At 65.4% G+C, this 25,373-nt stretch carries 27 protein-coding genes and 2 pseudogenes; 18 read left to right on the forward strand and 11 right to left on the reverse strand.

What is annotated here, in order from left to right:
• Positions 1–113: 113 nt before the first annotated feature.
• Positions 114–551, forward strand: coding sequence for a GlcG/HbpS family heme-binding protein (locus ACQP0C_RS26685; protein ID WP_433724221.1), 438 nt, complete (start codon positions 114–116; stop codon positions 549–551).
• 49 nt (positions 552–600) lie between these two features.
• On the opposite strand, the gene ACQP0C_RS26690 is transcribed toward ACQP0C_RS26685, so the two are convergent.
• On the reverse strand, positions 601–954 hold the full coding sequence (locus ACQP0C_RS26690; RefSeq protein WP_433724223.1) for an ArsR/SmtB family transcription factor: 354 nt from the start codon (positions 952–954) through the stop codon (positions 601–603).
• A gap of 64 nt (positions 955–1,018) precedes the next feature.
• Here ACQP0C_RS26690 and ACQP0C_RS26695 point away from each other — a divergent pair, with 64 nt between their 5' ends.
• The 3 genes from ACQP0C_RS26695 to ACQP0C_RS26705 all read left to right on the forward strand — a co-directional run bounded on the left by ACQP0C_RS26695 (position 1,019) and on the right by ACQP0C_RS26705 (position 3,322).
• The gene (locus tag ACQP0C_RS26695; protein ID WP_433724225.1) at positions 1,019–1,360 is read left to right on the forward strand and encodes a putative quinol monooxygenase; all 342 of its coding nucleotides are present in this window, start codon (positions 1,019–1,021) and stop codon (positions 1,358–1,360) included.
• A gap of 362 nt (positions 1,361–1,722) precedes the next feature.
• A complete protein-coding gene (locus ACQP0C_RS26700; protein ID WP_433724226.1) occupies positions 1,723–2,166 on the forward strand; it encodes a hypothetical protein in 444 nt (147 codons plus the stop codon).
• 262 nt (positions 2,167–2,428) lie between these two features.
• Positions 2,429–3,322 carry a class I SAM-dependent methyltransferase gene (locus ACQP0C_RS26705; RefSeq protein WP_433724228.1) on the forward strand — a complete coding sequence of 298 codons (894 nt, stop codon included), beginning with the start codon at positions 2,429–2,431 and terminating at the stop codon, positions 3,320–3,322.
• 39 nt (positions 3,323–3,361) lie between these two features.
• Here the strand turns inward: ACQP0C_RS26705 and ACQP0C_RS26710 are convergent, their stop codons facing one another.
• The gene (locus ACQP0C_RS26710; protein ID WP_433724230.1) at positions 3,362–3,658 is read right to left on the reverse strand and encodes a hypothetical protein; all 297 of its coding nucleotides are present in this window, start codon (positions 3,656–3,658) and stop codon (positions 3,362–3,364) included.
• Positions 3,659–3,899: 241 nt separating this feature from the next.
• On the opposite strand from ACQP0C_RS26710, the gene ACQP0C_RS26715 reads away from it, so the two are divergent.
• A complete protein-coding gene (locus tag ACQP0C_RS26715; protein WP_433734661.1) occupies positions 3,900–4,298 on the forward strand; it encodes a GtrA family protein in 399 nt (132 codons plus the stop codon).
• A gap of 99 nt (positions 4,299–4,397) precedes the next feature.
• On the opposite strand, the gene ACQP0C_RS26720 is transcribed toward ACQP0C_RS26715, so the two are convergent.
• The gene (locus tag ACQP0C_RS26720) at positions 4,398–5,372 is read right to left on the reverse strand and encodes a helix-turn-helix transcriptional regulator (RefSeq protein ID WP_433724232.1); all 975 of its coding nucleotides are present in this window, start codon (positions 5,370–5,372) and stop codon (positions 4,398–4,400) included.
• A gap of 62 nt (positions 5,373–5,434) precedes the next feature.
• Between ACQP0C_RS26720 and ACQP0C_RS26725 the strand changes: the two genes are divergently transcribed.
• Positions 5,435–5,788, forward strand: coding sequence for a YybH family protein (locus ACQP0C_RS26725; RefSeq protein ID WP_433724234.1), 354 nt, complete (start codon positions 5,435–5,437; stop codon positions 5,786–5,788).
• 157 nt (positions 5,789–5,945) lie between these two features.
• Here ACQP0C_RS26725 and ACQP0C_RS26730 read toward each other — a convergent pair whose 3' ends face one another.
• The 5 genes from ACQP0C_RS26730 to ACQP0C_RS26750 all read right to left on the reverse strand — a co-directional run bounded on the left by ACQP0C_RS26730 (position 5,946) and on the right by ACQP0C_RS26750 (position 9,941).
• Positions 5,946–6,254, reverse strand: a complete 309-nt coding sequence (locus ACQP0C_RS26730; RefSeq protein WP_433724236.1) for a hypothetical protein — start codon at positions 6,252–6,254, stop codon at positions 5,946–5,948.
• A gap of 104 nt (positions 6,255–6,358) precedes the next feature.
• Positions 6,359–7,663, reverse strand: coding sequence for an IS4 family transposase (locus ACQP0C_RS26735; RefSeq protein WP_433724238.1), 1,305 nt, complete (start codon positions 7,661–7,663; stop codon positions 6,359–6,361).
• Positions 7,664–7,988: 325 nt separating this feature from the next.
• The gene (locus tag ACQP0C_RS26740) at positions 7,989–8,738 is read right to left on the reverse strand and encodes a class I SAM-dependent methyltransferase (protein ID WP_433734662.1); all 750 of its coding nucleotides are present in this window, start codon (positions 8,736–8,738) and stop codon (positions 7,989–7,991) included.
• A gap of 14 nt (positions 8,739–8,752) precedes the next feature.
• The gene (locus ACQP0C_RS26745; protein WP_433724240.1) at positions 8,753–8,929 is read right to left on the reverse strand and encodes a hypothetical protein; all 177 of its coding nucleotides are present in this window, start codon (positions 8,927–8,929) and stop codon (positions 8,753–8,755) included.
• Between the two features lie 166 nt (positions 8,930–9,095).
• Positions 9,096–9,941 (reverse strand): helix-turn-helix domain-containing protein, encoded by an 846-nt coding sequence (locus tag ACQP0C_RS26750; RefSeq protein WP_433724242.1) that lies wholly within the window; start codon positions 9,939–9,941, stop codon positions 9,096–9,098.
• Positions 9,942–10,013: 72 nt separating this feature from the next.
• On the opposite strand from ACQP0C_RS26750, the gene ACQP0C_RS26755 reads away from it, so the two are divergent.
• The 10 genes and pseudogenes from ACQP0C_RS26755 to ACQP0C_RS26800 form a co-directional block, all read left to right on the forward strand.
• On the forward strand, positions 10,014–10,580 hold the full coding sequence (locus ACQP0C_RS26755; RefSeq protein WP_433724244.1) for a hypothetical protein: 567 nt from the start codon (positions 10,014–10,016) through the stop codon (positions 10,578–10,580).
• Positions 10,581–10,590: 10 nt separating this feature from the next.
• Positions 10,591–10,842 carry a DUF5984 family protein gene (locus ACQP0C_RS26760; protein ID WP_433724246.1) on the forward strand — a complete coding sequence of 84 codons (252 nt, stop codon included), beginning with the start codon at positions 10,591–10,593 and terminating at the stop codon, positions 10,840–10,842.
• 149 nt (positions 10,843–10,991) lie between these two features.
• Complete coding sequence (locus ACQP0C_RS26765; RefSeq protein WP_433724247.1) at positions 10,992–11,885, forward strand: alpha/beta fold hydrolase; 894 nt, start codon at positions 10,992–10,994, stop codon at positions 11,883–11,885.
• Between the two features lie 37 nt (positions 11,886–11,922).
• On the forward strand, positions 11,923–12,663 hold the full coding sequence (locus ACQP0C_RS26770; protein ID WP_433724249.1) for a MerR family transcriptional regulator: 741 nt from the start codon (positions 11,923–11,925) through the stop codon (positions 12,661–12,663).
• 471 nt (positions 12,664–13,134) lie between these two features.
• Positions 13,135–13,470: pseudogene (locus tag ACQP0C_RS26775) on the forward strand (transglycosylase family protein); the annotation flags it as partial.
• 74 nt (positions 13,471–13,544) lie between these two features.
• On the forward strand, positions 13,545–14,375 hold the full coding sequence (locus ACQP0C_RS26780) for a hypothetical protein (RefSeq protein ID WP_433724251.1): 831 nt from the start codon (positions 13,545–13,547) through the stop codon (positions 14,373–14,375).
• 130 nt (positions 14,376–14,505) lie between these two features.
• Positions 14,506–15,882 carry an MFS transporter gene (locus tag ACQP0C_RS26785; RefSeq protein ID WP_433724253.1) on the forward strand — a complete coding sequence of 459 codons (1,377 nt, stop codon included), beginning with the start codon at positions 14,506–14,508 and terminating at the stop codon, positions 15,880–15,882.
• Positions 15,872–16,291 (forward strand): MarR family winged helix-turn-helix transcriptional regulator, encoded by a 420-nt coding sequence (locus ACQP0C_RS26790; RefSeq protein ID WP_433724255.1) that lies wholly within the window; start codon positions 15,872–15,874, stop codon positions 16,289–16,291. The genes ACQP0C_RS26785 and ACQP0C_RS26790 overlap by 11 nt, the downstream gene beginning before the upstream one ends.
• Before the next feature lie 140 nt (positions 16,292–16,431).
• Positions 16,432–17,658: a cytochrome P450 gene (locus ACQP0C_RS26795; protein ID WP_433724257.1), complete on the forward strand. Its 1,227-nt coding sequence runs from the start codon at positions 16,432–16,434 to the stop codon at positions 17,656–17,658.
• A 7-nt stretch (positions 17,659–17,665) separates the two neighbouring features.
• A pseudogene (locus ACQP0C_RS26800) lies at positions 17,666–17,875 on the forward strand (aminotransferase class V-fold PLP-dependent enzyme); the annotation flags it as partial.
• Positions 17,876–17,983: 108 nt separating this feature from the next.
• Here the strand turns inward: ACQP0C_RS26800 and ACQP0C_RS26805 are convergent.
• Complete coding sequence (locus tag ACQP0C_RS26805) at positions 17,984–18,484, reverse strand: hypothetical protein (protein WP_433724259.1); 501 nt, start codon at positions 18,482–18,484, stop codon at positions 17,984–17,986.
• A 156-nt stretch (positions 18,485–18,640) separates the two neighbouring features.
• On the opposite strand from ACQP0C_RS26805, the gene ACQP0C_RS26810 reads away from it, so the two are divergent.
• Positions 18,641–19,558 carry an LLM class flavin-dependent oxidoreductase gene (locus ACQP0C_RS26810; protein ID WP_433724261.1) on the forward strand — a complete coding sequence of 306 codons (918 nt, stop codon included), beginning with the start codon at positions 18,641–18,643 and terminating at the stop codon, positions 19,556–19,558.
• 58 nt (positions 19,559–19,616) lie between these two features.
• Here the strand turns inward: ACQP0C_RS26810 and ACQP0C_RS26815 are convergent, their stop codons facing one another.
• Complete coding sequence (locus ACQP0C_RS26815) at positions 19,617–22,169, reverse strand: MFS transporter (protein WP_433724263.1); 2,553 nt, start codon at positions 22,167–22,169, stop codon at positions 19,617–19,619.
• A 478-nt stretch (positions 22,170–22,647) separates the two neighbouring features.
• Positions 22,648–23,643: a polysaccharide deacetylase family protein gene (locus tag ACQP0C_RS26820; RefSeq protein ID WP_433724265.1), complete on the reverse strand. Its 996-nt coding sequence runs from the start codon at positions 23,641–23,643 to the stop codon at positions 22,648–22,650.
• Positions 23,644–23,857: 214 nt separating this feature from the next.
• On the opposite strand from ACQP0C_RS26820, the gene ACQP0C_RS26825 reads away from it, so the two are divergent.
• Positions 23,858–25,372, forward strand: coding sequence for a putative glycoside hydrolase (locus ACQP0C_RS26825; RefSeq protein ID WP_433724267.1), 1,515 nt, complete (start codon positions 23,858–23,860; stop codon positions 25,370–25,372).
• Position 25,373: the final 1 nt, after the last annotated feature.

Consider the following 25,373-nt stretch of genomic DNA (forward strand, 5'->3'; position numbering starts at 1 on the left):
ACGAATCTGCTCACCGGCTTCGATCCGACTGCCCCATCCCCATCCGATCACCCTGACATCGGAGGGTGCCACTGTGATTTGCGTTCGGTTCCGCTCTGGCTAGGTTCGAATCCATGACGGAGACTCCCCGACTTCCCGGACTGACCTTGGCCGATGCCGACTGGTTGGTGGCGTCGGCGCTGGCAGTCGGCGCCGAACGCGGCTTTCCGCCACTGGCGGTGGCCGTCATCGATGTGAGCGGCGCGGTGATCGTCCTACGGCGCGCCGACGGCGGGATGCCGATGACCAGCCGGATCGCTGTGGCCAAGGCACGCACCGCATTGCTGTCGTTGCAGCCATCGGGTCAGATCAATCTGCCCGGCCCGATCGTCGACAGCATCCAACACCTCCACGACGGCGACTTCATTCCATTCGCCGGTGGCGTCCTGATCACCGATAACGGGGTGGTTCTCGGAGCAGCCGGTGCTTCGGGGGCGCACGCGATCGAAGACGAGGAGGCCGTGCAAACCGCTACCGACCGGTGGCACGAATACCGCTCTCGCACAGACTAAACGGCACCTCGTTCAGCCGCTCGGACAGTGCCTGTACGACTGCGCAGACTCAATGTGGCAGGTTCCTGTCGCGATCGCCTGACACCGTGGAGGTCTGCATCTCGGTACGGAGAAGTTCGATCAGCGCCGGGAAGCGCTGCTCCAACTCGGCCCGCCGCAACTGGGCCATATTGCTGTTGCCTCGATTCACCTGACGGATCAGACCGGCCTGTCGCAGTACTCGAAAGTGGTGCGTGAGCGTAGCTTTCGACACCGGCAGACCGAACGAGCTGCAATGCCGCTCGGTTGCATCGGGCGCGGCCAGCAAGGTGAGTACCACCGTGCGACGGTGCCGGTCCGCCAATGCGGAGAACACGGCGCCTAGATCCATGTCCTCCAAGGTCGGTTCGTCACTGTCCGACACGGTGAAATCTCCTCACACAAGGTATGGCTTGCATCGTACCTCAGAGGCCGTTACCGTCCGAGGTATGACAGATTTCGTACCTTCCGCAGATGCGCCCTATGCCTTGGTCGGTTTCGCCCGCCCCAAACCGGAGCGCGCCGCCGAACTCCGGGAACTGCTGCTGTCGTTCGTCGCACCGACTCGGGCCGAGGACGGCGCACTCGAGTACCACTTCCACGAGGACAAGAACGACCCGGACGCGTTCGTCTTCTACGAGGTATGGCGATCGAAAGCCGACCTCGACAGACATCTGGCGCTGCCCCATCTGCAGGCATTCTGGAACAATCGAATGGACTACCTCGAACAGGACCTCGACATCCGCTGGCTGACCATGCACAGCCCCTACCCCCGGCCGATCGCGCCGTAGCAACGGCGTCGGCCTCGGAGTTCGGTATCGCGCTCCGAGGCAAGGCCGACGTCGCGCCGGTCAGCCCGATTGATCGCGTCCCAGATCAATCACCCGACCACGTTGCGCAGTGACGTGCCCGTCGGGGCCACCGATATCGGGCATAACCGATACGGGCCAAGGGATCTCGGCGAGATGATCGCCACACTTGCGGCGGCTACGAGAACGCTTGAACGTCCCACGCGGCCGAGTTTGTTCGATACGCTAACTGACGGAACGACTTCCGCTGCACGCCGCTGCGATGTCGCGGGGTCCGTTCGGGCCATATTGCCGGAGCGAGCAGTACGGCCGCGAATGTCGTTACGCGGGAAGGACATCGACTGATGACAGTGCGGCGAGCGGCGGCGGGGTTCGTGGTGTCGGCCGGGATCGGTGCGTTGATGTGCGGAATAACGGCGACGCCGGCGCAGGCGGATCCGCTACCGCAATGGGCGCCGTTCGGCACCACGCTCTACACCTTCGGCGATGCGAATTTCTGCACCGGGGCGATCGCCGTGGCGGTGGAGGCCGCGCCGCGTGCGCCGGGCCACGTGCTGGCGCACGTAACACCACTGGGCTATCAGCGCGGGCCGTGCGGCAATCACGTGATGCTGGGCTGGGTGGGCTCAGCGGGCGCGCGGGCGCAGGAGGTGTATGTGCACACCGACGCGGCGCCGGGCGCCACCGTGACCGTGGACCTGTGGATGGGGATGGGTCCGGCCAAGATCATGGCCGACACCTGGCCGATCCAGGGCCCGTTCGCGGAGTGGTATCTGCTGGTGCCCTAGCCGCGCCGCCAACTGGGAACGGGCGCGGGCCGCAGTTCGGGACGGCTGCGGGTACTCGGAGGTCGATCCAGAGCGCGGCGGCTGCGTCCATGTATCCACGCCGTAGTCCACTCGGTCGTATGATCAAGTTCATAACCAGCTCTATCCATCGACAGCAGCATGTTCGCCACGCCGACAAGAGGGCTCCCTCTTCCTCGCTCGAGCGCAACTCCGGATTCCGACTTGTCGGCCATGGCCTTCAGGACACTCCGAGGACGGCATTATGCGTACCGAAGGCGATACCTGGGACATTGTGAGCAGCGTCGGCATGACCGCGCTCGGCGTTGCGGCCGCGCGCGCGATCGAGACGAAACGGCCCGACGCCCTTGTCCATGACTACTACGCCGCCCCATTCGTGGTGGCATCCAGCGATTCGGATATGAACCGACTGATCACCGATCCGACGTTGTGGTCGCAGATCCCGTTCACCTCTGGGTTCATCGGATATCGCAGTAAGTTCTTTGACGATTTCTTCCTGTCCGCGGCGGCGGCCGGAGTGACCCAGGCGGTGATCCTGGCTGCCGGGCTCGATGCTCGGGCCTACCGGCTGGATTGGCCGAGTGGCGAGGTCGTGTTCGAGATCGACCAGCCCAAAGTGCTGGAGTTCAAAAGTCAGGTGCTCATCGAATCCGGCGCCGAGCCGAGGTCGGACCGGCGCGAGGTGGCCGTCGATCTGCGCGACGACTGGCCCGCGGCGCTCGTCGCGGCAGGCTTCGATCCGACCTCGCCCACCGCATGGTCGGCAGAAGGGTTGCTGCCATATCTGCCAGGCGCCGCACAGGATGCCTTGTTCGCGAGGATCGGCCGGCTTTCGGCGCCCGGTAGCAGAGTGGCGGTGGAGACCATCGACAACAGCGTCGATATCAGCCATATCGCCGATCAGGAGTCGGAACTGTTGAAGGACACCCCGTTCGGCAAGGTCGACCTGGCGTCGCTGTTCTACACCGACGATCGCACCGATCCGGCCGAAATGCTCACCGCCCACGGCTGGATCACCTCGAGCCTGCACCTGCGGGAACTGGCCACCCGCTACGACCGTCCCCTGGCAACGGTCCCCGAGCCGCTGGCGCAAATGTTCGACAGCACGCAATACCTGACAGCCATCAAGCCGTCCTGAGCTGCTCGGCCAGTGCGACGATGATGCCCAAGGCTGGCATCACGCCAACCGCTCATGCAACCGATCGAACCGGTTCCCGAGCACGGTGTAGGTATCCAACCACCCACTGCTGGCAGCGATCTCGCACAGCGGGCCGGTCACGACGAACAGAAACTTCAGATCGGGCAACCGACTCAGGTCACCCCGCCGAATGAGCTCGGAATGATCGGTGAGATCGCCCACCAGCTCCGCCTCATCCGCATACCGAGACTGCCAGCTCAGATCCTGCGGCCCTGCCTGCACCAACGCGATGACCTGATCGAGGATGCCGAGTATCTGCGCCGCCTCCGACTTCACCCCGCCAGCTTGGCATGCCCGATCGGGACACCGCCACCGTGTCCGTTGCCTGTCAGGTCGACGTCAGGTCGGTATCAGCCGGTCTGGCGACAGTGTTCCCGTGAACAGCACAGCAATTGCCGCTTCCGGGCCGCGAAAGGCATACGGGGACAGAACGATCCTCGATGGCATCGATCTGACTATCGGTGCTCTGCCCTACCCGGTGCTGCGCACAGAATGGCTCGACCGACTCGCCCAAGTGATGCGGTATCTGCGCAGTGATCACGCCTTCGCCCAGCTGATCCGCTTCGCCCTGGTCGGCGGCTCCAGCAACATTGCCTATGGCCTGCTGTTCATGGCCATGAACGGGATCGGCACCCTGGTCGCCAATATCGCGGGCTCGATCGTCAGCACGGTGATCGCGAACGAACTGCACCGGCAACTCACCTTCCGCGCGGCCGGACGGGTCGGCTGGTTCACCGCACAGTGGGAAGGCGGCGGGCTGGCGCTGATCGGCCTGCTGATCAGCACGGCGGCGCTGGCCGGTCTCGAGTTCTGGGCCCCCGGTCTCGGTGAGATCGCACAGGCGAGCGCCGTGATCGCCACCATGGCGGCGGTCGGCGGTATGCGCTTTCTGGCACTGCGCGGCTTCGTCTTCTGACAAGCGGCCGTCAACATTCACCTGTACGGGTAGGCGCGAACTTCGGCGAGCTTGGGCCGGTGCTTGTCAGCTTCGGCGGTCCGCCGAAGGCGACAACTCTCAGGACGGCATTCCGTAGCTGGCGGCGATCGCGGTGGCGCGGTCGCGCAGGGACGTACGCAGCCATTGTGGGGCAAGGGCTTCCGCGTTCGTGGCGAGTTGCCACAGCGCCCATTCGGCGTGTGTCGGATCTTGGAAGGTCACCTCCAGCCGGAGCCAGCCGTCTGCGTCGGCGTCTTCGGCGCGGACGGCCAGGGCGGTGCCCACCAGTTCCTCCCGCCGGGCCGGGTGCACCCGTACCAGCACGGTGACTTGGTGGCCGCCGGTGCGGAACCGCGTACCGCGTTCCTGCCAGGCCCGGTCCAGATCGACCCGGTCCGGTCGCTGTGCGGGTTCGGGGAGTTCCTCGGCGGCCAAGATCCGGGACAGCCGGTAGGTGCGGTCCGCGCCGGACCTCGTGGCCAGCAAATAACCCTGGTCCCGGACGGTGACCAGGCCGATCGGGTCCACCGTGCGCCACGTCGGGGTCTGGTCCGCAGCCGCGTAGTGGATGCGCAGCTTGTGTCCGGCGAACACCGCGCGCCGGACCTCGGTCACTACGGTGTCGGGCACCTCCTCGGTGACCACCCGGCGCGAGAGGAGGTCGGTCTCCGGGTCGATGAGCAATCGCTGGGCCGCGCCGGTCGCGGTGGCCCGATAGCTTTCGGGCAGCGCGTCGACCACCTTGCGCATGGCCGAAGCCAGCGCCGAGCCGAGGCCGAATGCCTGTGCGCCGCGCCGTGATCCGGCGACCAGCAGGGCGAGCGCCTCGTCGTGATTCAGTCCGGTGAGCTCGGTCCGGAAACCGGGCAACAATGCGAAGCCGCCATGCCGGCCGCGTTCGGCGTAGACCGGTACGCCGGCTGCGGACAACGCCTCGATGTCGCGCAGCACGGTGCGGGTGGACACCTCCAACTCGCGGGCCAGCGCGGCTGCGGACAGCCGACCGTGCCGGCGCAACAGCAGCACCAGCGAGACCAATCGGTCGGCGCGCATCCGGAAACCTTCACAGAAATACACGACACAGGATGTCGTGATTTGTTGGGAGCCTTATCAGTATGACGAACAAGAAAGTGGCCACTGAGCCGAACGACCTGGGCAGGTACTTCATCGAGCGCGCCAACGCCGGCGACGTCGACGGACTGGTGGCGTTGTACGAGCCGGACGCCGTGCTGGCGTTTCCGCCGGGCAATCTCGCGACCGGACATGCGGAGATCCGCAAGGTATACGAGCAGTTCGTCGCGGCCGCACCGGTGCTCTCGCCGGGTAGGCAGCATCCGGCGCTGGTCAGCGGCGACCTGGCACTGACAGCCTCCACGCTGACCACCGGCGAGATGACCGTCGAGATCGCCCGCCGCCAGCCGGACGGATCGTGGCTGTGGGCCGCGGACCAGCCGACAATCGTGCCGTAGCGGGGCGGCGGTGGGCCGGCGCGACCGAGCCCACCGCCGCGGCTTCGTCTTCTAAAGAGCGACAGAGATGCTCAGATACGGGCGGCAGGTATGCGGGGACCACCGGAGGCTGAACTCCGATAGGTGAACTCGCCGGCAGGATCTCCCGCCAGGTGCGTCAGGGGAGATGCATCAGCTGGCGAGCAAGGCCGAATAGACGGCTACCGAGCTTGATGACAGGAAGCCCCAGCGGAATCAGAAGGACCGTCGCGCACAACACCGCACCGAGGATCCACACCACGGTCGCGAGCAACCCGACTACCGTGCCGAGCACGGCCGTCACGATTCCCAACAGCAAATTGAGCAGGCCCTGTATCGCTCGCATGACGACCTTTCTGTTTTCCATTCTGCGCTCTTTCCACTCGATGCGCCCCTGCCCGCACCCCGACCGGCTCGTGGAAAGCCGCCGGAGTGCGGCGAAAACCATGTGGCAGGGGGAGGTCAAGAGCGTCGCAGGGCTGCCAGGCCGAATACGAAGGCGAGAACGACGACTAGGCGCAATGCCGCTCACATAGGCCGGTTGGGCTGTCGTCAACCGCTGTTGATCGTGATGTTGATCGTGATCTTGTAGCTGTTTCGGTCGATGTTGCCTTTGGCGCGGTGTTTGGAGATTGCGCGTTTGACGATGCGGGGGCATGTTCGCTGGCGGCGGGCGGGCAGGAGGTGGTCGAGCACAGCGTGGCCGATCGTGCCGATGAGGTCGATGGTGGTGCCTGCGATGATTCCGGCTGCGAGTATGAGCTGGTCGCGGGCGGTGTTGAGAGCGATGCTGAAGCTGGCTCGGTCGGGTGTGGTGCCGGTGGTGACGGTGGCATCGGTGATGGCGATGCGCAGGGCTTGGTAGGTGACGAGCAGGGCGTAGATCTCTTGGGCGATGCCGTCGGGAGTGCGGGCTCGCAGTACTCGTCCACCGAGGATGGTGGATTTCAGTTCCAGGTAGGAGGTTTCGATCTCCCATCGCTGGTGATACAAAGACACCAATTCGGGTGCGGGGTAACGCTTGTGGTCGGTCAACGTGGTGATCAGCAGGTAGCGTTCTGTGCGGGCAGGGCCGCCGGATTGGTGGACGAGGATGGTCGCCGCGATCACGCGGACGGTGGTGGTGCCGATCCGCGTGAGCCACGAGTTGTCGCCGCAGCGGCCGGTCATGGGGAGTTTCCGGTTGTTGCGGCAGCGGAACAGCAGATCGGCTCCGGTGCCCGCGACGGCGCCGATGAGGTCCGCGGCGGCGAAGTTGCGGTCGGCCAGTAGCAGCATGTCGTTGCCCAGGCAGCCCAGCAGGGGTGGTGTGTAGGTGATCTCGCCGACGCTGGGCGTCCCGAACACGGCGTCGATCACGGTGCGGGTGCCGCAGGCGACCACGGCCAGCAGCCGCAGCATCGGATACCCGGACGGGCCGTTGCCGCCGCCGGCGTGACCGTAGGCGGCCACGTTGGCGGGGCTGTCGGGGGTGAACATCGAGGTGCCGTCGATCGCGCACACCAGCAGGCCCCGCCACCGGGCCGCACCCGCTGCGGGGCCCTTGATCAGGTCGAACAACGCACGCAGCGGTGCGATGCCGATCCGGCGGCGGGCTTGGGACAACGCCGAGGACACTGGATCGGCGACCGGCACACCGGCCAGGCCCGCGGTCATCCGCGCCCACACCTGCTCGTAGCCGAGCTCGGCGAACAACACTGCGGCCAGCAGCAGATACACCACCACCCGCGACGGCAGTGCCCGGACCCTGGCCTGCACCGCCCGGGTCGACTCCAGCACCGCGTCGACCATCTCGAACGGGATGATCCGGGTCAGTTCTCCCAGGTGACCGGGTGCGAAAGCCCCTGTGGCTACCACTGATTCACGTTTGATGACACACTGAGCAGACAGCGGAACTCCAGCTTGAAGGATTGTCTTGGCCGACGAACCTTCTCTACTAGAGTTCCGCTGTTTTCATCTCACGACACCCAGCACCGCAACCCCTGCTCACTCACCACCACGACTTGACAGCCAGGTCACCGGCCTATGTGAGCGGCATTGCGACTAGACGGGTTGCGCGGGCGGACGCCCACCATGCGGCGGCGCCGACCGCGCGTCGGGCGTCTCGCCGCCCCCTCATGCCGTCGTGTCTGCTCGGGCCGCCGCACATGTCGCGGAATTCGACAATATCCGGCACGCGGGGTCAGATGTTCTTGGTTGCCGTGACGAGTCTGGTGGGAAACCAAGGGCCGCCCCACCACATGCGCCAGCCGAGGTTGCGTCGCCGCACATCGGTGAGCCCGAGCTCGTGCAACCGTGCGCGGTATCGATTCGTGGACAACAGATCGGCGATGGCCAGTCGACCGCCGGGTCGGAGCACGCGAACGGCTTCGTCGATGGCGGCACGTCGACCGGCGGCAGACGGAATGTTGTGCAGTACCACATTGCTGATGATCAGGTCGAAGCTGTTGTCGGCGAACGGCAATTGCGTGATGTCCCCGGTTTGCACCTCGACTCGATCGGCGACGCCTTCGCGCTCGGCATTGCGCCGGGTGGCGTCGGGGCTGTTGCCGGTCTGGTCGGCGTGCCACAGATCGACACCGACTGCTCGCCCACCGGGCAGCAGTTCGGCAGCCATGAGCAGCAGCGCGCCGCGACCACAGCCCAGGTCCAGCACCCGCTCGTCACCGCGCAGCCGGAAGTCGCCGAGAATCCGCGCCCATACCTCGAACTTGCCGACTCGCGTCGTGTACAGGTACGAGCCGACGAACAGCGCAAGCCCGAGCGTGAGCAAGCCGGTCACCACGGCAACGATGAAGGCGCCAGTAGCGATATTGCGCACTGTCAGCGCGATGAGCGCAGCGATGATGGCGGCAACGATCACGGCCTGCCAACGCGCTGGAATCACGCTGAAGTCTCCGTCGACGCCGTAGTCGCCCCGGCGGCGGCGCAGATCCACTGTGGTGGTCATCGTGTTCCCGCCTTCGTCGGCTCCGCCGCACGAGAGCCCGCCGCGCGGTTCGCCGCATCGCGGTAAGCGATCAACTCCTCGGCCGTCATCGTCGGCCAGTCCGGCTCCTTTCGCAGGGCATGCAGCAGTCGGATACCGAGCGGCGGCCGCTCGATGCCGGTTGCTCCGTTCACGTCATTCCTCCTCGATCACCCCGCGTCGCATGGCAACTCATGTCTGCGCGCGATTGCAGACATGACTGTCAGCATCGCCAGCTCGCCACCGGATGTCTTGGACAAATGTTCCCGTTATGGCGTTGGCGCCGAAGACAGCGACGTCGGCCGAGCGCATCGGCTCGAGTCACGCCTTGGGTGCGTACTCCGAGACCGCCCACGCCACCGGGTCGACCGCGAGCCAGGGCGCGACCGCCAGCGCCGTGGGCGTCAGCCCGGCAAAGGTCATGGCATCGCGATGGAGGTGGGACTGGTCGACGTAACCGCTTTCCGCCGATACCAGAGCGGCGCTGTGTCCCCCGGCGAGCCGGTGCGCCGCATAGTCGAAACGGACCAGCTGCGCGGCCCGTTTGGGCGTCAGACCGATCTGGGACCGGAACCGGGACCACAATCGCTTGCGGCTCCACCCGACCTCGGCCGCCAGCCGCTCGACCCGAATCCGCCCACGGCTCATCATGATTCGCCGCCACGCAAAGGCGACTTCCGGCTGGACCGCCCGGCCCGCCTCATATCGTCGAGCGAGTGCGGTCTCCGCGATCGCGAATCGGTCGTCCCACGACCGGGTGGCGTGTAGTTGCTCTTGGATTCGCACAGTGTCGCTCCCCCAGAGCTCCTCGAGGGCGACTACCGTCCCGCCGAACTCTGACGCGGTGCCCAGCACCGCGTGCGCAACCACCGGCGACAGCCGTACCTGCAGCAGGTCGACATCTCGCCCACACCCTCGAAGGCTGCCGGGGCCGAGGCCGACAACGCCGCTGCCCTGCGTCTGCGCACCGCTGGCGTCATCGACGAGCAACACGTCGCCGAAATCAATGAACACCATCAGCGCCGGGTACGGGACCAACTGCAGATCGACGAGGCTGTTCGCTCGACCGCGGAACCCGGCCATGCTGACCCCCGGCACGCGACCCGACCGTGCCGGGACCGCGATATCCACCACGGCCCCAGCGACACGAACCGGCTCGACGGGCACGCCACCATGGTACGAGCCACCCGGACAGCACGATCGCGGCTACTTGTCATGGGGTGCTACTACAATCCCCGCGTGACGCTCACCCTCGCCGACTTGGTCGGCTACACCGATCGCGACCTCGACGCCGATCTGGTGCGTTGGTTTCCCGATGCGACGCCCGTCCACGTACCGGAGCAAACCCGTTCAGTGGCGCCGTTTCTCGCGCGCCTGGCACCCGCGGACGCCGCGGCGCTGGCCGCATTCGACCGACGGGTGCGCTCGGGCCAGCTGCCGCAGTTCCTCGACATCTTCTTCTGGTCCTACGGATTCGACTTCGCCGTAAACGACTGCGGCATACGCGATTCGGATTACACGACCGAGCTCACCGACGACGATGTCTACTCCATCGGCGCCGACGGCGGCGGCAATCTCTACGTGGTGCTCACCAACGGCCAAGTGGCCGTGTGGTTCCATGAAGAGGAGGTCCTCGAAGGCGGCACCCGCTTCGACAACCTCGATGTCTTCCTCTGGTCCTACGTGCGCTACCGCGCGGTGCGCGCGGGCAGACTCACCCGCTCGGCCGTAGCGGCGGACTTCCAGACGCTCGGTCAGGACGGCGCGCTCGAACCGAACCTCGGCCTGCTGAGCCTGATGAAGTAGACACCTCACTGTGATCCGGTTCCGATTCGGGCTGACGCCACTCGACGAGGTCACCCCGTGGGGTGAGCGCAATTCGCTGCGGTGGTGGCGCGAAGCCGACACCATTGTGATCGCCTGGCGATACGCCGCGGATCCGCACAGTGAAATCTCTTTCACCGCACCCGAATGCGGCCGAGCATCAGTTCCCACCGAGGAATTCGTCTCAGCAGTCACCGATTTCGATCGTTCCCTACTCGACGCCATGCAAACCCGAGTTCGATGAGGTAGCGAGCGATCGGCTGGCGCCCTCGACCGGATGAGCGCGGCTCCGGCCAGACGTGCGTCCGGCTCGCTGCGGCCTGTCCGGTTCGGACAGCCCGGAATGCGGCGGAGGTTGACCTTTACCCTGCGTCAGGGTTGGAGCCTTGTCGCATGACGAACAACAGCGCTTCCTCGGCTCGGCTCGCACCGCCGGTCGGAGGGTTCCAGGAGATCGACGGCCGTCGCATTTTCGTGCATCGGTCGGGCAGCGGCGGGCCGGCCGTCGTGTTCTTGCCGGGTGCCAGCGCGGTCGGTCTGGACTATTTCGGTGTCCAGCAAGGGGTTTCGCAATTCACCACTGCTGTCGTGTACGACCGCGGGGGCACGGGCTACAGCGATCCCCTCCCGCTGCCGCGCACCGCTGCCGCGGTCGCCACGGAACTGCACGAGCTGCTGCGCGCCCAGAACATCACCGCCCCATACGTTCTGGCGGCCCACTCCCTCGGCGCCTTCTACGCGCATCGGTTCGCGCAGTTGTACCCGCAAGAGGTGGCCGGCCTGGTCTGGTTGGACGGCTTGCACCGCGACTGGGACGACTTCATGCCGCCAACGGCGAGTCTGGCCGCGGCCGAGCGGATGGCGCCCGGTCCGGATCGGCTCGAACAGATGCGCTCTGCCCTGCACGAGATACGCACCACATTGCTCGCGGACTATCCGGCGCACGTGCGGGAACCGCTGATCGAGGCGAAGGTGAGCGACGAATGGATGCGCGCCGGCATCGCCGAGCGCACCATGCTGACCGATATCGCCACCGAACTGCGCGCCGGACCGAGCATCCCCGACGTCCCGGTGGTCGCTCTCACCGTGGTGGGCACCGACCCCGCCCAGCAGTCGCACGACATGAACGATGCCAAGACGAGGATGGACGCGGCCCTGGTGAGCGCGGTCTCGCACGGGGAACAACGCATCCTGTCCGACACCCTCCACCATCGGCTCTGCTTCGACCGCCCCGATGCCGTGGTCCAGGCGATTCGCGACGTCGTCGACCGGACGGCTCGCCCCTAGACTCGGCACGATCACGTTTCACGAAGACCCGAGGAGGATGGTGCTCACGATCGGCCAGCTCGCGGCGACCGCCGGGGTGACCGTGCGCACCGTCCGCCACTATCACCACGTCGGCCTATTGCCCGAGCCCGAGCGCGATGCCTCCGGCTACCGCCGCTACCGCGCGCAGGCGGCGGTCGATCTCATCCGGATCAGGACTCTCGCCGATGCCGGTGTTCCGCTGGCCCGCATCGACGCGCTGCTGCATGCACGGCCGACCGAGTTCGCTTCGGCCATCACCGACATCGACGCCGAATTGCAGCGCAAGATCGACCAGCTCGCCGAATACCGCCGCCGGATCGCCGAATTGGCCAGCGGCGAAAGCCTGGTCCTGCCCCCTGAGGTGGTCGCCGTCCTGAACCGGATGCGCAGTCTCGGGATCAGCGAACGGCGGGTACGACTCGAGCGCGACTCGTGGATCCTGATGCAGGCACTTGATCCGCGCGCCTTGCCGCAGCGAGTACGGGAAAAGAACGCCAGCTTCGACGACCCCGAGACGACGCGCCTGATTCTCGCTTGTGATCAATCAGTCGACTGGGATCCGCACGATCCACGCCTGGACCGCCTCATCGACGACTTGGACGCCTGGGAGATCGAACATGAACGAGACAGCGGCCAGCCAGATTACCTGAACCTGATCATCTCCCGGATCTCCGAGGCATCACCGGCATGGCAACGCATCGTCGATGCGCTCACCCACCGCGCCGAACGGCGCCGAACCGCCGGACCCGACAGCTGAAAGCCGGCTGACAGCCCGATTCCGTCCGGCCACCACGGACACCTCCCTGCCCGAGCGTATTCGGCGTGCTCGGATGAGGACCCGAGAATCAGGCATGGCGCGGGTCACAGTCAGTCCCCGGGATCGAGCGAGACGGCCGCTCGAATCCGCGCCGACGAAACCGCTGCGCCGCAACTGCTCGGCGGATGCCCAGAGCGCTCGGAAGTGGCCGATCCGATCAGCACGCCATGCGGCATCACCACGCGTGCACAGGGCCGTCCATTCAGGTCAATTGCGGCTCCGTATCGACCAACCGAAGGCTGCCAGCGGGTTGAGACATGGCATCGGTTGTATTGCGAAGTGGACACGATACCGCAGGACTGCCACATCAGCTCACGGCGTTCGGCACACACTCGAACGGCCGAAGATCCAGTGATCACCTTTCATGCTTGGACGCCTTTTCAGGTTTGCTGACTCGAAAGGAACTGCGATATGAGCGCTTTGGGCACCCCTCTCAAGAAGATCGTCGCTACTGGCGTGATAATCGGCGGGGCCGGCATCGCATCCATTGGCCAAGCTTCCGCCGCCTCTGATGAGGAATGGGACAGCCTGGCCGCATGTGAGTCGGGCGGTAATTGGAATATCAACACCGGCAATGGGTTTCAGGGCGGCCTACAGTTCTCGCCGGGCACTTGGGTCGCCTACGGCGGTACCGTGTATGCGCCGACTGCCGACAAAGCCACCCGTGAACAACAGATCGCCATCGCCGAGCAGGTACTCGCCGCTCAGGGCTGGGGCCCTTGGGCAGGTTGTTCGGCAGCGCTCGGCCCTTTCCGGTGAAATAGCAGAGCTGTCCAGCGGATACGACCGAGCGATGACACGGACGTATCGTCGCGGTCCTCATGAACGCCGCCCGCTGCGGTGAGCACCTCGCGGAGTATTTCCGTTGCATGGCAAGCCAGTTCGTCGTACCCGATCAACTCTCGGTCGGCGGAAATGGACCGCTGGCACCATCGATGCTCTCGTTTTCGCCACGCCCATCGCCGGTGAGGTTGTCACCGCGGCGGCGCACTGCCCCATCTCGGGGAATCGCGACGGTGTCAGGGACGGAACACCGGTATGCTCGTTTCACCGTTGCGGGGCTGGTTATGTCCGGCGCGGGAGGGGGAAACATGAGCGGGCAGCCACCGGACTCGGAGCAGTCGAGACGTGTCATCGATTGTGCGCTGGCGGAATTCAATGCGCTGCGTGGTGAGCTCGATGAGATCGGGCGCGGTCAGCGCGCTGTCATGAGTCTGAACATCTCCGCTAATACAGCGGTTGCCGCGTTTGTGCTGTCGCAGCGAGTGGCGCCGCAATTGCTGTTGGTGATTCCGTACCTTTCGGTCGCGCTGGGCATGCTGTACCAGACCTACGCCAATCATGCCCGTTACATGGGCGACTACATCAACGATCACCTCCGGCCGATCATCGTCGAGCAAGCCGGGGACCATCGACTCTTCGGCTGGGAGCAGCATCTGCGGACGAGGCTCTACCAGGATTCGATCAGCCGACTTCCCATGCGGGCAGCATTCACCCTCATCGTTCCCCTCATCCCCGCAGTCGGACTGCTCTGGTCGATCCCATATCTGCACCCGGCTTGGTACTGGCTCGCCTGGTGCGGCGGGCTCGCGCTGTTCGCAGTCCAGGTGGTCAGCTGGATCAAACAATCTTGGGAATTCGTCTGGATCTGAACCGGACAAGGCCCACGCACGGCCGAGATCCGGGCGGAGCCCAGGCATAACGCAACCGAACCCTGTTCCACGGATCACACCCCCGGCCACATCCTTGCATTCGGAACAGTTGTAACCGCACAATCATTGTGTGAACACAACTGTTGATGAGCTGACGCCACGCCGAAAGGCACTGGTCCTGGCGACGTGCTGCTCGAGCCTGCTGATCGTGTCGATGGACTCGACCATCGTGAATGTGGCGGTACCCGCGATTCGGGCAGATCTGGACGCGCCACTGACTCGGTTGCAATGGATCATCGATATCTACACGCTCACGCTCGCCAGCCTGCTGATGCTCGCGGGGGCGACCGCCGATCGGTTCGGGCGGCGTCGGGTGTTCCGGATCGGGCTGACGGTCTTCGCACTCGGATCGCTGGCGTGCAGTCTCGCGCCAACGATCGAAACCCTTATCGGAGCAAGGTTTTTGCAGGCTGTCGGCGGATCCATGCTCAATCCGGTGGCGATGTCGATCATTACGCAGGTATTCACCGGGCGGGTGGAACGCGCTCGCGCGGTGGGCATTTGGGGCGCGGTGGTCGGCATTTCGATGGCGCTCGGTCCGATGGTCGGCGGCGTGCTGATCGATTCGCTCGGGTGGCAGTCGGTGTTCTGGATCAATCTGCCGATCTGCATGCTCGCGCTGGTGTTGACGACTCTATTCGTGCCGGAATCGAAGTCCGCCACGGTGCGCGGGCTCGATCCGATCGGCCAACTGCTGGCGATCGCATTCCTGTTCACGTTGGTCTTCGGGTTGATCGAGCAGTTGCCGGTGGTGTTCGCGGTATCGGCGGTGACCTTCGCGGCCTTCCTGTGGCAGGAATCGCGGCGCACCGATCCATTCATCGATCTGCGATTCTTCCGGAGTGTGCCGTTCGCTTCGGCCACGGTGACCGCGATCTTCGCCTTCGCGGCACTCGGCGCATTCCTGTTCACCTGCTCGCTGTATCTGCAAGGCGTGCGCGGTTATTCGGCGGTACACACCGGCCTGCTGTATCTGGCAATGGCGGTCGCGACGCTGATCTTCTCGCCGCTGTCCGGCCGTCTGGTCGGGCGCTACGGGACCAAATCCTCGCTGCTCGCGGCGGGCACCGCGATGACCATTGCCGCCGTCCTGCTCACCCGGCTCGACGCCACCACACCGGTCTGGCAGCTGGTGACCGTCTTCGCGATCTTCGGCGTCGGTTTCGGCATGGTCAACGCGCCGATCACGACATCGGCGGTCAGTGGGATGCCGCTGGATCGCGCGGGCGCCGCGGCGGCGGTCGCCTCGACCAGCAGACAGGTGGGCGTGAGCGTAGGTGTCGCATTGTGCGGCGCATTGACCGGGGCCGGTCTGTGGTGGCTGATCGCGGTGTTCACCGCAGGGATCGCCATACTCGGCATAGTCGCGAATACCCGATGGGCCGCCCGGTCCCGTGATCGCGTCGCCCCGATAGTGGAAGAGAGGGTCCCCGCGCATGCCGGATGACGCACCCACCGCCGATGTGGTGTGGGCACAACTCACCCATCTGGTGATGGATACCCGCGACTCGTGGAAGCGCGCGGTCACCGAACGAACCGGTTTGCCGTTCAGCCGGATTCGCATCCTGCGCCGCCTGCGCCCCGGACCGCTCACGCTCAATCAGATCGCGCAGGCCGCCGGCATGGATGCGCCAGCGACCACGGTCGCGGTCAATAACCTCGACGAACTCGGACTGGTGGTGCGCGAGATCGATCCGACCAACCGCAGGCGCAAACAGGTCTCCATCACCGCCGCCGGTCGAGCCATCCTCGCCGAGGCCATGGCCACCCCCGATCCCGCACCGCCCGCGGTCGCCGCCCTCTCCTCCGACGACCTGCGCACGCTGCACGCGCTACTGCGCAAGCTGGAGCACTGACCGCCGAAACCGTCTCCGAGCTGCGACAACCTCGCCGCGAACGCGCGTCACACCGGGGACGCACAGGCGTTTCACCTCTGCACGGCAACGCACTGTGCTTCAATCGAGTGTAGAACGCGTTCTACCTCTGGGAGGTGGCCATGGCCACGCCGTCGATTCCCGTCGGATTCGATCTCACCGATCCGGATCTGTGGGCGAAACGCAGGCCAACCGAGGAATTCGCGGAGCTGCGCAGGACCGCTCCGGTCTGGTGGTGCGCCCAACACGACCGATCCAGCGGTTTCGATGACGGCGGCTACTGGGCGGTAACGAAACTCGAAGATATCAAAGAGATTTCGAAGCATCCGGAGATCTTCTCCTCGACCGAGAACAGCGCGATCATCCGCTACCAGCCCGACATCACCCGCGAGCAGATCGATATGCAGCGGCTGATATTGCTCAATATGGACCCGCCGGTGCACACCAAGAACCGGCGCATCGTTTCCAAGGGCTTCACGCCGCGGGCGGTAGAGGGCCTGCGTGCCGCACTCACCGAGCGCGCCACCCGAATTGTGCACGATGCCAAGAAGTCCGGCAGCGGTGATTTCGTGGAGCAGGTCGCGTGCGAATTGCCGCTGCAGGCCATCGCCGAACTCCTCGGGGTGCCACAGCAGGATCGCAAGAAGCTGTTCACCTGGTCGAACCAGATGATCGGAGCCGATGATCCCGAGTACGCGAGCGACGCGACGACCGCACAGCTCGAACTGACGGGCTATGCCTGGACCATGGCCGAGCAGCGGCGCGCCTGCCCGGCCGACGATATCGTGACGCAATTGGTGAACGCCGATATCGACGGCGAACATCTGGGGTCGGACGAGTTCGCGTTCTTCGTGATTCTGCTGTCGGTGGCGGGGAACGAAACCACCCGCAACTCGATCACGCACGGTATGAAGGCGTTTGTCGATCATCCGGACCAATGGGAGCTCTACAAGCAGCTGCGCCCGCGCACCGCACCGGATGAGATCGTCCGCTGGGCCACGCCCGTCTCGGTATTCCAGCGGACCGCGACCCGCGATGTCGAACTCGGCGGACAGTGGATCCGCAAGGGCCAGCGCGTCGGATTGTTCTACAGCTCGGCGAATTTCGACGAGGACGCCTTCGCGAATCCCTTCGACTTCGACATCCTGCGCGATCCCAACCCGCATGTCGGCTTCGGCGGCGCGGGCACGCACTACTGTCTCGGCGCGAATCTGGCTCGCCTCGAGATCGACCTGATGTTCAATGCGATCGCCGACACCATGCCCAATCTGCGCCAGGTCGCCGAGCCCGAACATCTGCGCTCCGGTTGGCTCAATGGAATCAAGCGCTGGGAAGTCGAATTCGATTGAGAACTGCCAGCGTTCGCTGTTCCAGCCGCCGCCCGGTCGATTCGAGGCGGGCACCGGGAATATCGCGGACGCGGTCGGATCGGGCAGCGCCATCGAGTACGTCGAGCGCATCGGTGTGGAAGCGACCGTGCGGCCGTCCTTCGCGTTCGATAACACCTGCGATGAAATCGACCGGATGGTCATCGAGCTCACCCGGTTGGCGCGCGGGCGAGGATGAGTCGGCGCGGCGTGACCGGAGTGGGTTCCCAAGGGCTGTAACGCACCTGCATGGGATGGCTCCGTATCACGCGTCGAGCGGATATGGTCGACCGTGGTCGACCATGGGCTAGTTCGGCACGAGGTCGTACTTCAGCGGCTCGAATCCGGTGGGCACGGTGGCGCTCAGCGAGATCCGGTCCCCCGCCCACGCACCGACCAGCGCGGCATCAGCGCCGGTGTGGCCGCCCTCGCAACCGGTGCCGTCGGCGGTCAGCATCGGCAGCGGGTGGATGCGCTCACGGTCGTCGCCGCCCAGCACCGCTGCCTTGTCCACGTAGATGCGTTTGTCGTGGTTGAGGATGTAGCGGCCGATGAAGCCGAACCGCGGCGCCACGAGCGGGGCGACGGAGGCGGCCTTGTCATACATGCTCTCATCGGTCGGTACGCCCGGCGGATGAGGCTGCGGTCCGGCCCACACCACGCGGGTCGGCACCGTCAACAGGCGCTCCACCCCCTGGACGAAATCGTCGCCGATCCAGGCCTGTTTCATGAACCCGACCTTGGGTTCCAAATACCCGATCAACTCGTGGTCAGCGTCCAGGAAGACGGCTCTGCAGATCTGCCGCACGGCGGTGATTTCCTCTCTGGGATAACGACTTTCGGATAATTATCCATACGGGCGGCATTTCGGCTCGCCGGGCGGTTACAGTCGAATTACCGGCATGTTCAAGTCTGTATCACGATCGCTCGGCTGGGTGGTGAGGACACGGACTAGGCTCGGATGATGCGATACGCCATCTCGGTCCCGCAGCTGATTCCCGACGGCACCTTCCAACCGGACGACCTGCGGGCTTATCTGGACCGAGCCGAAGCGCTCGGCTTCGAAAGCGTGTGGACGACCGAGCAACTGCTCGGCTCGGCACCCAATCTGAGTCCGATCGAACTGCTGACCTTCGCCGCCGCCCTCAACCAGCGCCTGCGCTTCGGTTGCGCGGTATTCGTGACGCCGCTGCACAACCCGGTCCACCTGGCCAAGCGCATCAGCACCCTGGATCAGCTCACCCGCGGACGGCTGGAGATCGGCGTCGGCATCGGCGGCCGCAACCGGATGTTCTCCGCCTTCGACGTCGACCCCGCCGACAACCTGGTCACCCGCTTCAACGAGCACCTGCGGGTCATGAAGGCGCTCTGGACCCAGCCTCGGATCGATATCGACGGCGAGTTCTGGCAGCTCTCGGGTGCCACCATGGAACCCAAACCGTTCCAGAAGCCCTATCCCCCACTGTGGTTCGGCGGCAGCACGCCCGCCGCGCTGCGGCGCGCGATCCGGCACGGCAACGGATTCTTCGGTGCGGGCTCGACCACGACGGCGAAGTTCGCCGAGCAGGTGCGGTTCGTGCGCGAAACGCTAACCGAAACCTCCGGCGCCCCAGCGGATTTCCGCATTGCCAAGCGCGTCTACATCGCGGTGGACGACGACCCCCTGCGGGCCGAGCAGCGCATGGCCGCCACCCTGATCGATTTCTACGGCGAATTCGGTAAGACCCTGCTGCCGGTCGCGGTGCACGGAACGCCGAAGGACTGCGTGCAAGGTCTGCGCGAGGTGGTCGCGGCCGGTGCCGAAATGATCCTGATCAACTTGCTTTTCGACGAGGCGGCGCAGATGGAGCGGATCGCCGCGGAGGTGCTGGCGCACGTCTGACTGCCGCCGACAACCTCGACCTGATGCGCAGCATCGGGCGGCTGATGGCGGCGCGGGACTAGACGTTCTCCGCGTCGTCGGGCTCGTAGGCGAGACGGACGTCGTGGGTGACTTCGCCGCCGGAGACCGTGACTCGGCTGCGGATCGGTGGATAGCCGCGGGCGATGACCGTGTACTGGCCCTCGGCCAGGTCGGTGACCAGGTATCGGCCATTGGCGTCGGTGCGGGCGGTGGCGGTCAGATCTCCGGCCGCGTCGAGGACGGTGATCTGGATATCCGGAACGGCTCGGTCGCCCTCGGCCCAGGCCGATCCGGCGAGCACGGCCATCGATGCCATATCGATATCGTGGTGCAGCAGACCGCTGTCGGGCACGGTGAGTGTGGTCGCGCTCGGGCGCATGTGCTCGGCGACGGCCACCAGGGTGTAGGTGCCCGAGACGACGCCGTGACAGGAGTAGGCGCCGTCGCCCGCGGTAATGGCGGCCCCGACGACCTCGCCGTGCGTATCGGTCAGTGTGACGGTGGCACCGGATAGTGGAATCCCGCGACCGGCCGAGCGGACCACGCCCGACAATTCACCGGAACCGGTGAGGGTCAGCTCCAGCAGCTGCGATCGTTGTCCGACGGCCACGCTGACCGCCTCCGGTCGATGTCCGGTCGCCGAGGCGATCAAGACATAGTTGCCCGCCGCGGGCGCACCGATGAGGTAACCGCCGTCGGCATCGCCGGTCGTCCGCGAAACCTGTTTGCCGCGTTGGTCGATCAGGGTCAGCACCGCCCCCGGCACCGGTCTGCCGTCCGCACGCCCGATCCGCCCGCCGATCGTGCGGCCTTCGTATTCGCCGCTCGAAAACGACTGCGGCACAACCGCGGCCACATACACACCGTTGCCATCGTGCTCCACCGAAACATGTCTGCTGAGCGCACCCGCAAGCACCGGTTCGGGCTCGGAGACCACCTCCGCGGCCCCCTCCCAGACCTGCGCCTCGGCCCAGCTGAGTTCGGCATCCAAGGTGATCGGCTCCGGCGTGGGCACCGGATTGTCCTGCAGTGGAATCTCTTTCATGAATATCAACACCAGACAGGCCAGCAATGCGACACCCGATGCGACATAGAAGACGCCGTGCATGGCATCGGTGAACCCGATCAGGATGGGCACCCTCAGTTCGTCCGGCAGCGCCGCGATCCCACTGGTGTTGCTCTGCATGGTGCTCAGCTGCGTGGCATCGAATCCGGCGGGCAGCGTTCCGCCGAACGCATCGATGATCCGGTGCGGCAACAGATTGAACAGGATGGTCAGGAATACCGCGACGCCCAGGGTGCCGCCCATCTGCCGGAAGAAGGTCGCCGATGCGGTCGAAACACCCATATCCGAACGCGGGCCCGCATTCTGCGCCGCGATGATCAGCGTCTGCATACAGCCACCGAGGCCGAAGCCGATGACACCGCCGTAGACCAGCGGCTGCCATAGCGGGCTGTCGTAGTGCACCTGCCCGTACAGGGCCGACCCGACCGCGATGACGAAGGTTCCGATCACCGGCAGGAGCTTGTAGCGCCCGGTCAATTTGGTGATCAGCCCGGCGAGTTGCGAGCCGAACATGATGCCGACCACGAGCGGCAGCATCAGCAGACCCGATTTGGTTGGTGAATACCCGCGCACCACCTGGAAGTACTGCGGCACCATCACGATCGCGCCGAACATCGCGACACCGACGATGAACCCGCCCGCGATGGTCACGCTGAAGGTCGAATTCTTGAACAGCCGCAACGGAATCAGCGCCGCGTCCTTCATCAGGAATTCGACGAGCACGAACAGCAGCAACCCGGCCGCACCGATCCCGTAGCAGATGAGCGCGCGCTGCGAACCCCATCCCCAATCCCGGCCCTGTTCGGCGACGATCAGCAGCGGCACCACGCAGATGGTCAACGCGACCGCGCCGAACCAGTCGATGCGGTGCTGCTGACGCTGATGCGGCACATTGAGCACCTTGGCGACCACACCGAGCGCGAGCACACCGATCGGCACATTGACCAGGAACACCCAGCGCCAGCCCTCGACACCCCAGAGCTGGTCGTAGTTGGAGAAGAAGCCGCCCAATACCGGCCCGAGCACGGTGGCGGTACCGAAGACCATCATGAAATAGCCCTGGTAGCGCACCCGCTCCCGGGCGGGCACGATATCACCGATGATGGTGAAGGCCAGCGACATCAGCCCGCCGGCACCGAGTCCCTGGAAGGCGCGGAATCCGGCGAGTTCGTACATCGAGGTCGCGAAGGTGCAGGCCACCGAGCCGATGACGAACAGCCCGATCGCGGTCAGGTAGAACGGCTTTCGGCCGTAGATATCGGCCAGTTTGCCGTAGAGCGGCGTGGTGATCGTCGCGGTGATCAGATACGCCGTGGTTGCCCAGGCCTGTTCATCGAATCCGTCCAGGCTGTTGGCGATCCGCACAATGGCGACGCTCACGATGTTCTGATCGAGCGCGGCGAGGAACATGCCGAGCAACAGACCGGACAGGATGGTCAGGATCTGCCGGTGCGACAGTGACGTACCCTCACCGGCATCCAGGTCCGGCGGCGTTGCCGGTGCCTGGGTGGTCGCATTCGTCATATTTTGAGCCCTAGTTCTGATCGGCTGTGCGTGATGGAAGTTCTCTCGAAACCTGAGTCGAGCCGGTCGAGCGAGTTGGCACACTGCGCCACAGGTGATCTGCCCCCACTCGCTGATCGCCTGTAACTCGTTGCGGTGGCTAATATACATAGGGCCACCCAGCTCGAAACGGGCTGGTGATCGGTTGCCGGACGACCGACACCGAGCCATCACCGAATCGGATAGTCGATCCTCGAACCCCTCAGCGGCTCAGCGGATCCCGGCGACACTGCACCGGATCGCCGGCCACAGCTCGGCCGCAGCCGAAGATCATCACCGGTTCGGCGTGATTCGGACCGATCCCCAGATCTGCTCGACACTGAGCAGGCCCACCCGCTTGTTCGCGGCGACCCGACCGAACCGCGCCCCCGAGCTGACCGAGAGTCCAGTACGCCGGGACCGGTCCCGCAAACTCTCAGCATACTTGCATCTCTGTTTGTCAATAGGGATTGGACCGGTCGCGCCAGCGCGGATCCAGTTCATCGGCAAGCTGTTTGGGGACCGAGATCTTGTTCGGGTTGCCGTCGGAGGTGAAGCGCTGGTCCGGATGCTGGTCGAGGCGATCGAGCCAGTAGGCCGCGGCGAAGTCGACCTCATTCCTACCGGATCGGATGCGCGGAATACCGGCGGGATCGACCCGGCCGAAGGGAGACGGCGCTGGCTCGGCGCCGACCAGCAGCACGGCCTCGAAGGTGTAGGGCTCACCGTCCCAGCTGCCCGCGGTGGCGAGGCCGCGCTCGCGCGGGAAGATGCCGAGCGGTAACGCCATGGTGCGCACGCGATAGCCGGGCACCGCGGATTCGATCGCGCGCACGTTCGCGGCGAGTTCCCGTTGGACGCCGGTACTGTCCAGACCGGCGAGGTTGGCATGGTCCGCGGTGTGGGCGCCGATTTCGTAGCCGTGCGCGGCCAGCCAGGGCAGTGCGCGGCCGTCATCGGCGAACGGGTCATTGTTGACATAGCAGGTCGCGGTGGGTGCGAAGTCCGGATGACGCGCGCGGAACTCCTCCAGAATTCCGATGGCCGTGTCGGGGGCCAGCTTTCCGTCCTCGGCGAAGCGGAGCTGCGTGCGGGTGGAGTCGTCGAAGGTGAGCACCACCGGGTGGGTGCCGGCGGGGATATCGATGCGACCGGCGATGTAGTCGGCGACCGTCACCGGCCGATAGTTCTCGCGGTAGAGCCGTTCGAGTTCGGCGCGGAACTTCTCCGGCGTCTGGTCGTATTCGCCCGCCGGTGCCGGTGTCACCTGGTGGTACATGAGGATCGGCACAAGGCCCAGCTCGTTGGCACCCACGGCAGCTGGGTCGGGCATCGGTGTCGCCGCCGGAGCAGGGGCGATGTCGACGGCCGCGGGAACGGGACCGGCCGCCGAACCGCATGCGGTGACGGTCGCGAATATCAAGGCGGACAGGACAACCCGAGCTCCGATAGCCACGCGTCGCACCACCGTTGGAACGGTACGCGGCGGCAGGGAATCTCGGTTGCGAATCGGAATATGTGCGCCCACGAGCGCTATCTGAGGTAGATAGTTAGGCGATAGCGACAGATGAAAGTTGGTGTGCGCGTTGGACAAATTGGTCCGAATTACCGGACGATGGCGGCTGGCGGCAATAGCGGTTACCGCGGCTTTATCAATTCTCATCGCATCCGTGATCATCGGCGCCAATCGGGCCGAACCCGCGGGTTTGGCACTGTCCGGACTACCGGATGGGGTGGTGAACGCGAACGCACTGGCCGGTCTCGCGTTGCGGGTGGACGCGCACGGCCACGACCCCCATGCCATGCGACTCGAACTCGACGGCAAAGCGGTAACCGGCACCGTCGAGGGTGACACCGTGGTGTACCGCCCCGGACACCTCACCGACGGCGATCACAGGTTCATCGCCGAGATCCCGCGCGGGGGCATACTCGGCCTGTTGAGCACCGGTCCGGGGGCCACCGCGACCTTCACCGTGGATGCCGAAGCGCCGAAACTCGAACTGACCCAGCCGGGCAGGGCCGCATCGTATCGTCAGCCGATCACGGTGCGCGGCAAGGAATCCGGTGCCGTGCGGGTGTCGGTCGGCGCCCAGTCGGTGACGCCGGCCGCGGACGGTTCGTTCGAGATCACACTGCCCCGCGCGCCGGTCGGCGGCGAGGTGGTCGCGGTCGATGCCGCGGGAAATAAGGCGACGCAGGCCATTACGACATCGGTCGACGTGCCCAGGGTCAAAGCCGTACATATGACCGCGTACGGATGGGCCTATGCGGGCTTGCGTGAACCCGTGCTGGATATGGCGCGTGCGGGACGAATCGACACCGTTCAGCTCGATATCAAGGACGAGGACGGGATTATCGGCTACGACTCGCAGGTGCCGCTGGCACGGCAAACCGGTGCCGCCGCCGGGATCTACGATGTGCGCGCCGCACTGCGGCAACTGCACGAGATGAATCTGCGCGTGGTCGGACGGATCGTCGCATTCCGTGACCCGACCCTGGCCGGATGGGCCTGGCGCGAAGGACATCCGGACTGGGTCATCCAGAGCCCGTCCGGCCAACCGTATGCCAGTAAGTACGGTGCGATCGCCTTCACCAACTTCGCGAATCCCGAAATCCGCAAATACAATATCGATCTCGCGAGCGAGGCGGCCGAGCTGGGATTCGACGGCATTATGTACGACTATGTCCGGCGACCGGACGGTCCGCTGTCGCAGATGCAGTTCCCCGGGTTGACCGAAACCCCGAGCGCATCCATCGCGGAGTTCCTGCACGAGAGCCGGGATCCGGTGCGCGATAAGGGCGCCAACCTCGGCGCCGCGGTATTCGGTATCGCCGCGACCCGGCCGGATGAGATCGCACAGGACATTCCGTCGATCGCTCGGTACGTGGACTACGTGGCGCCGATGCTCTATCCCTCGCACTGGAATCCGGGTGAGTACGGTGTCGGCAATCCCAACTCGCAGCCCTATGACATCGTGTTCCGGTCATTGGCCGACTTCTTCGGGCAGACCGAAGGCACCGGGGCCAAGGTCATTCCGTGGCTGCAGGATTTCAGCCTCGGGGTGAACTATGGTGACGGCGAGGTCAAGGCGCAGATCGATGCCGCGGCGGCCGCCGGAACCAATAGCTTCTTCCTGTGGAATGCGGCGTCGACGTATCACTCGTGGGCGGTGGTGCCGGGTTGAT

Origin of the sequence: Nocardia sp. CA-129566 (genome assembly GCF_050956075.1) — a bacterium.
Taxonomy (GTDB): domain Bacteria; phylum Actinomycetota; class Actinomycetes; order Mycobacteriales; family Mycobacteriaceae; genus Nocardia.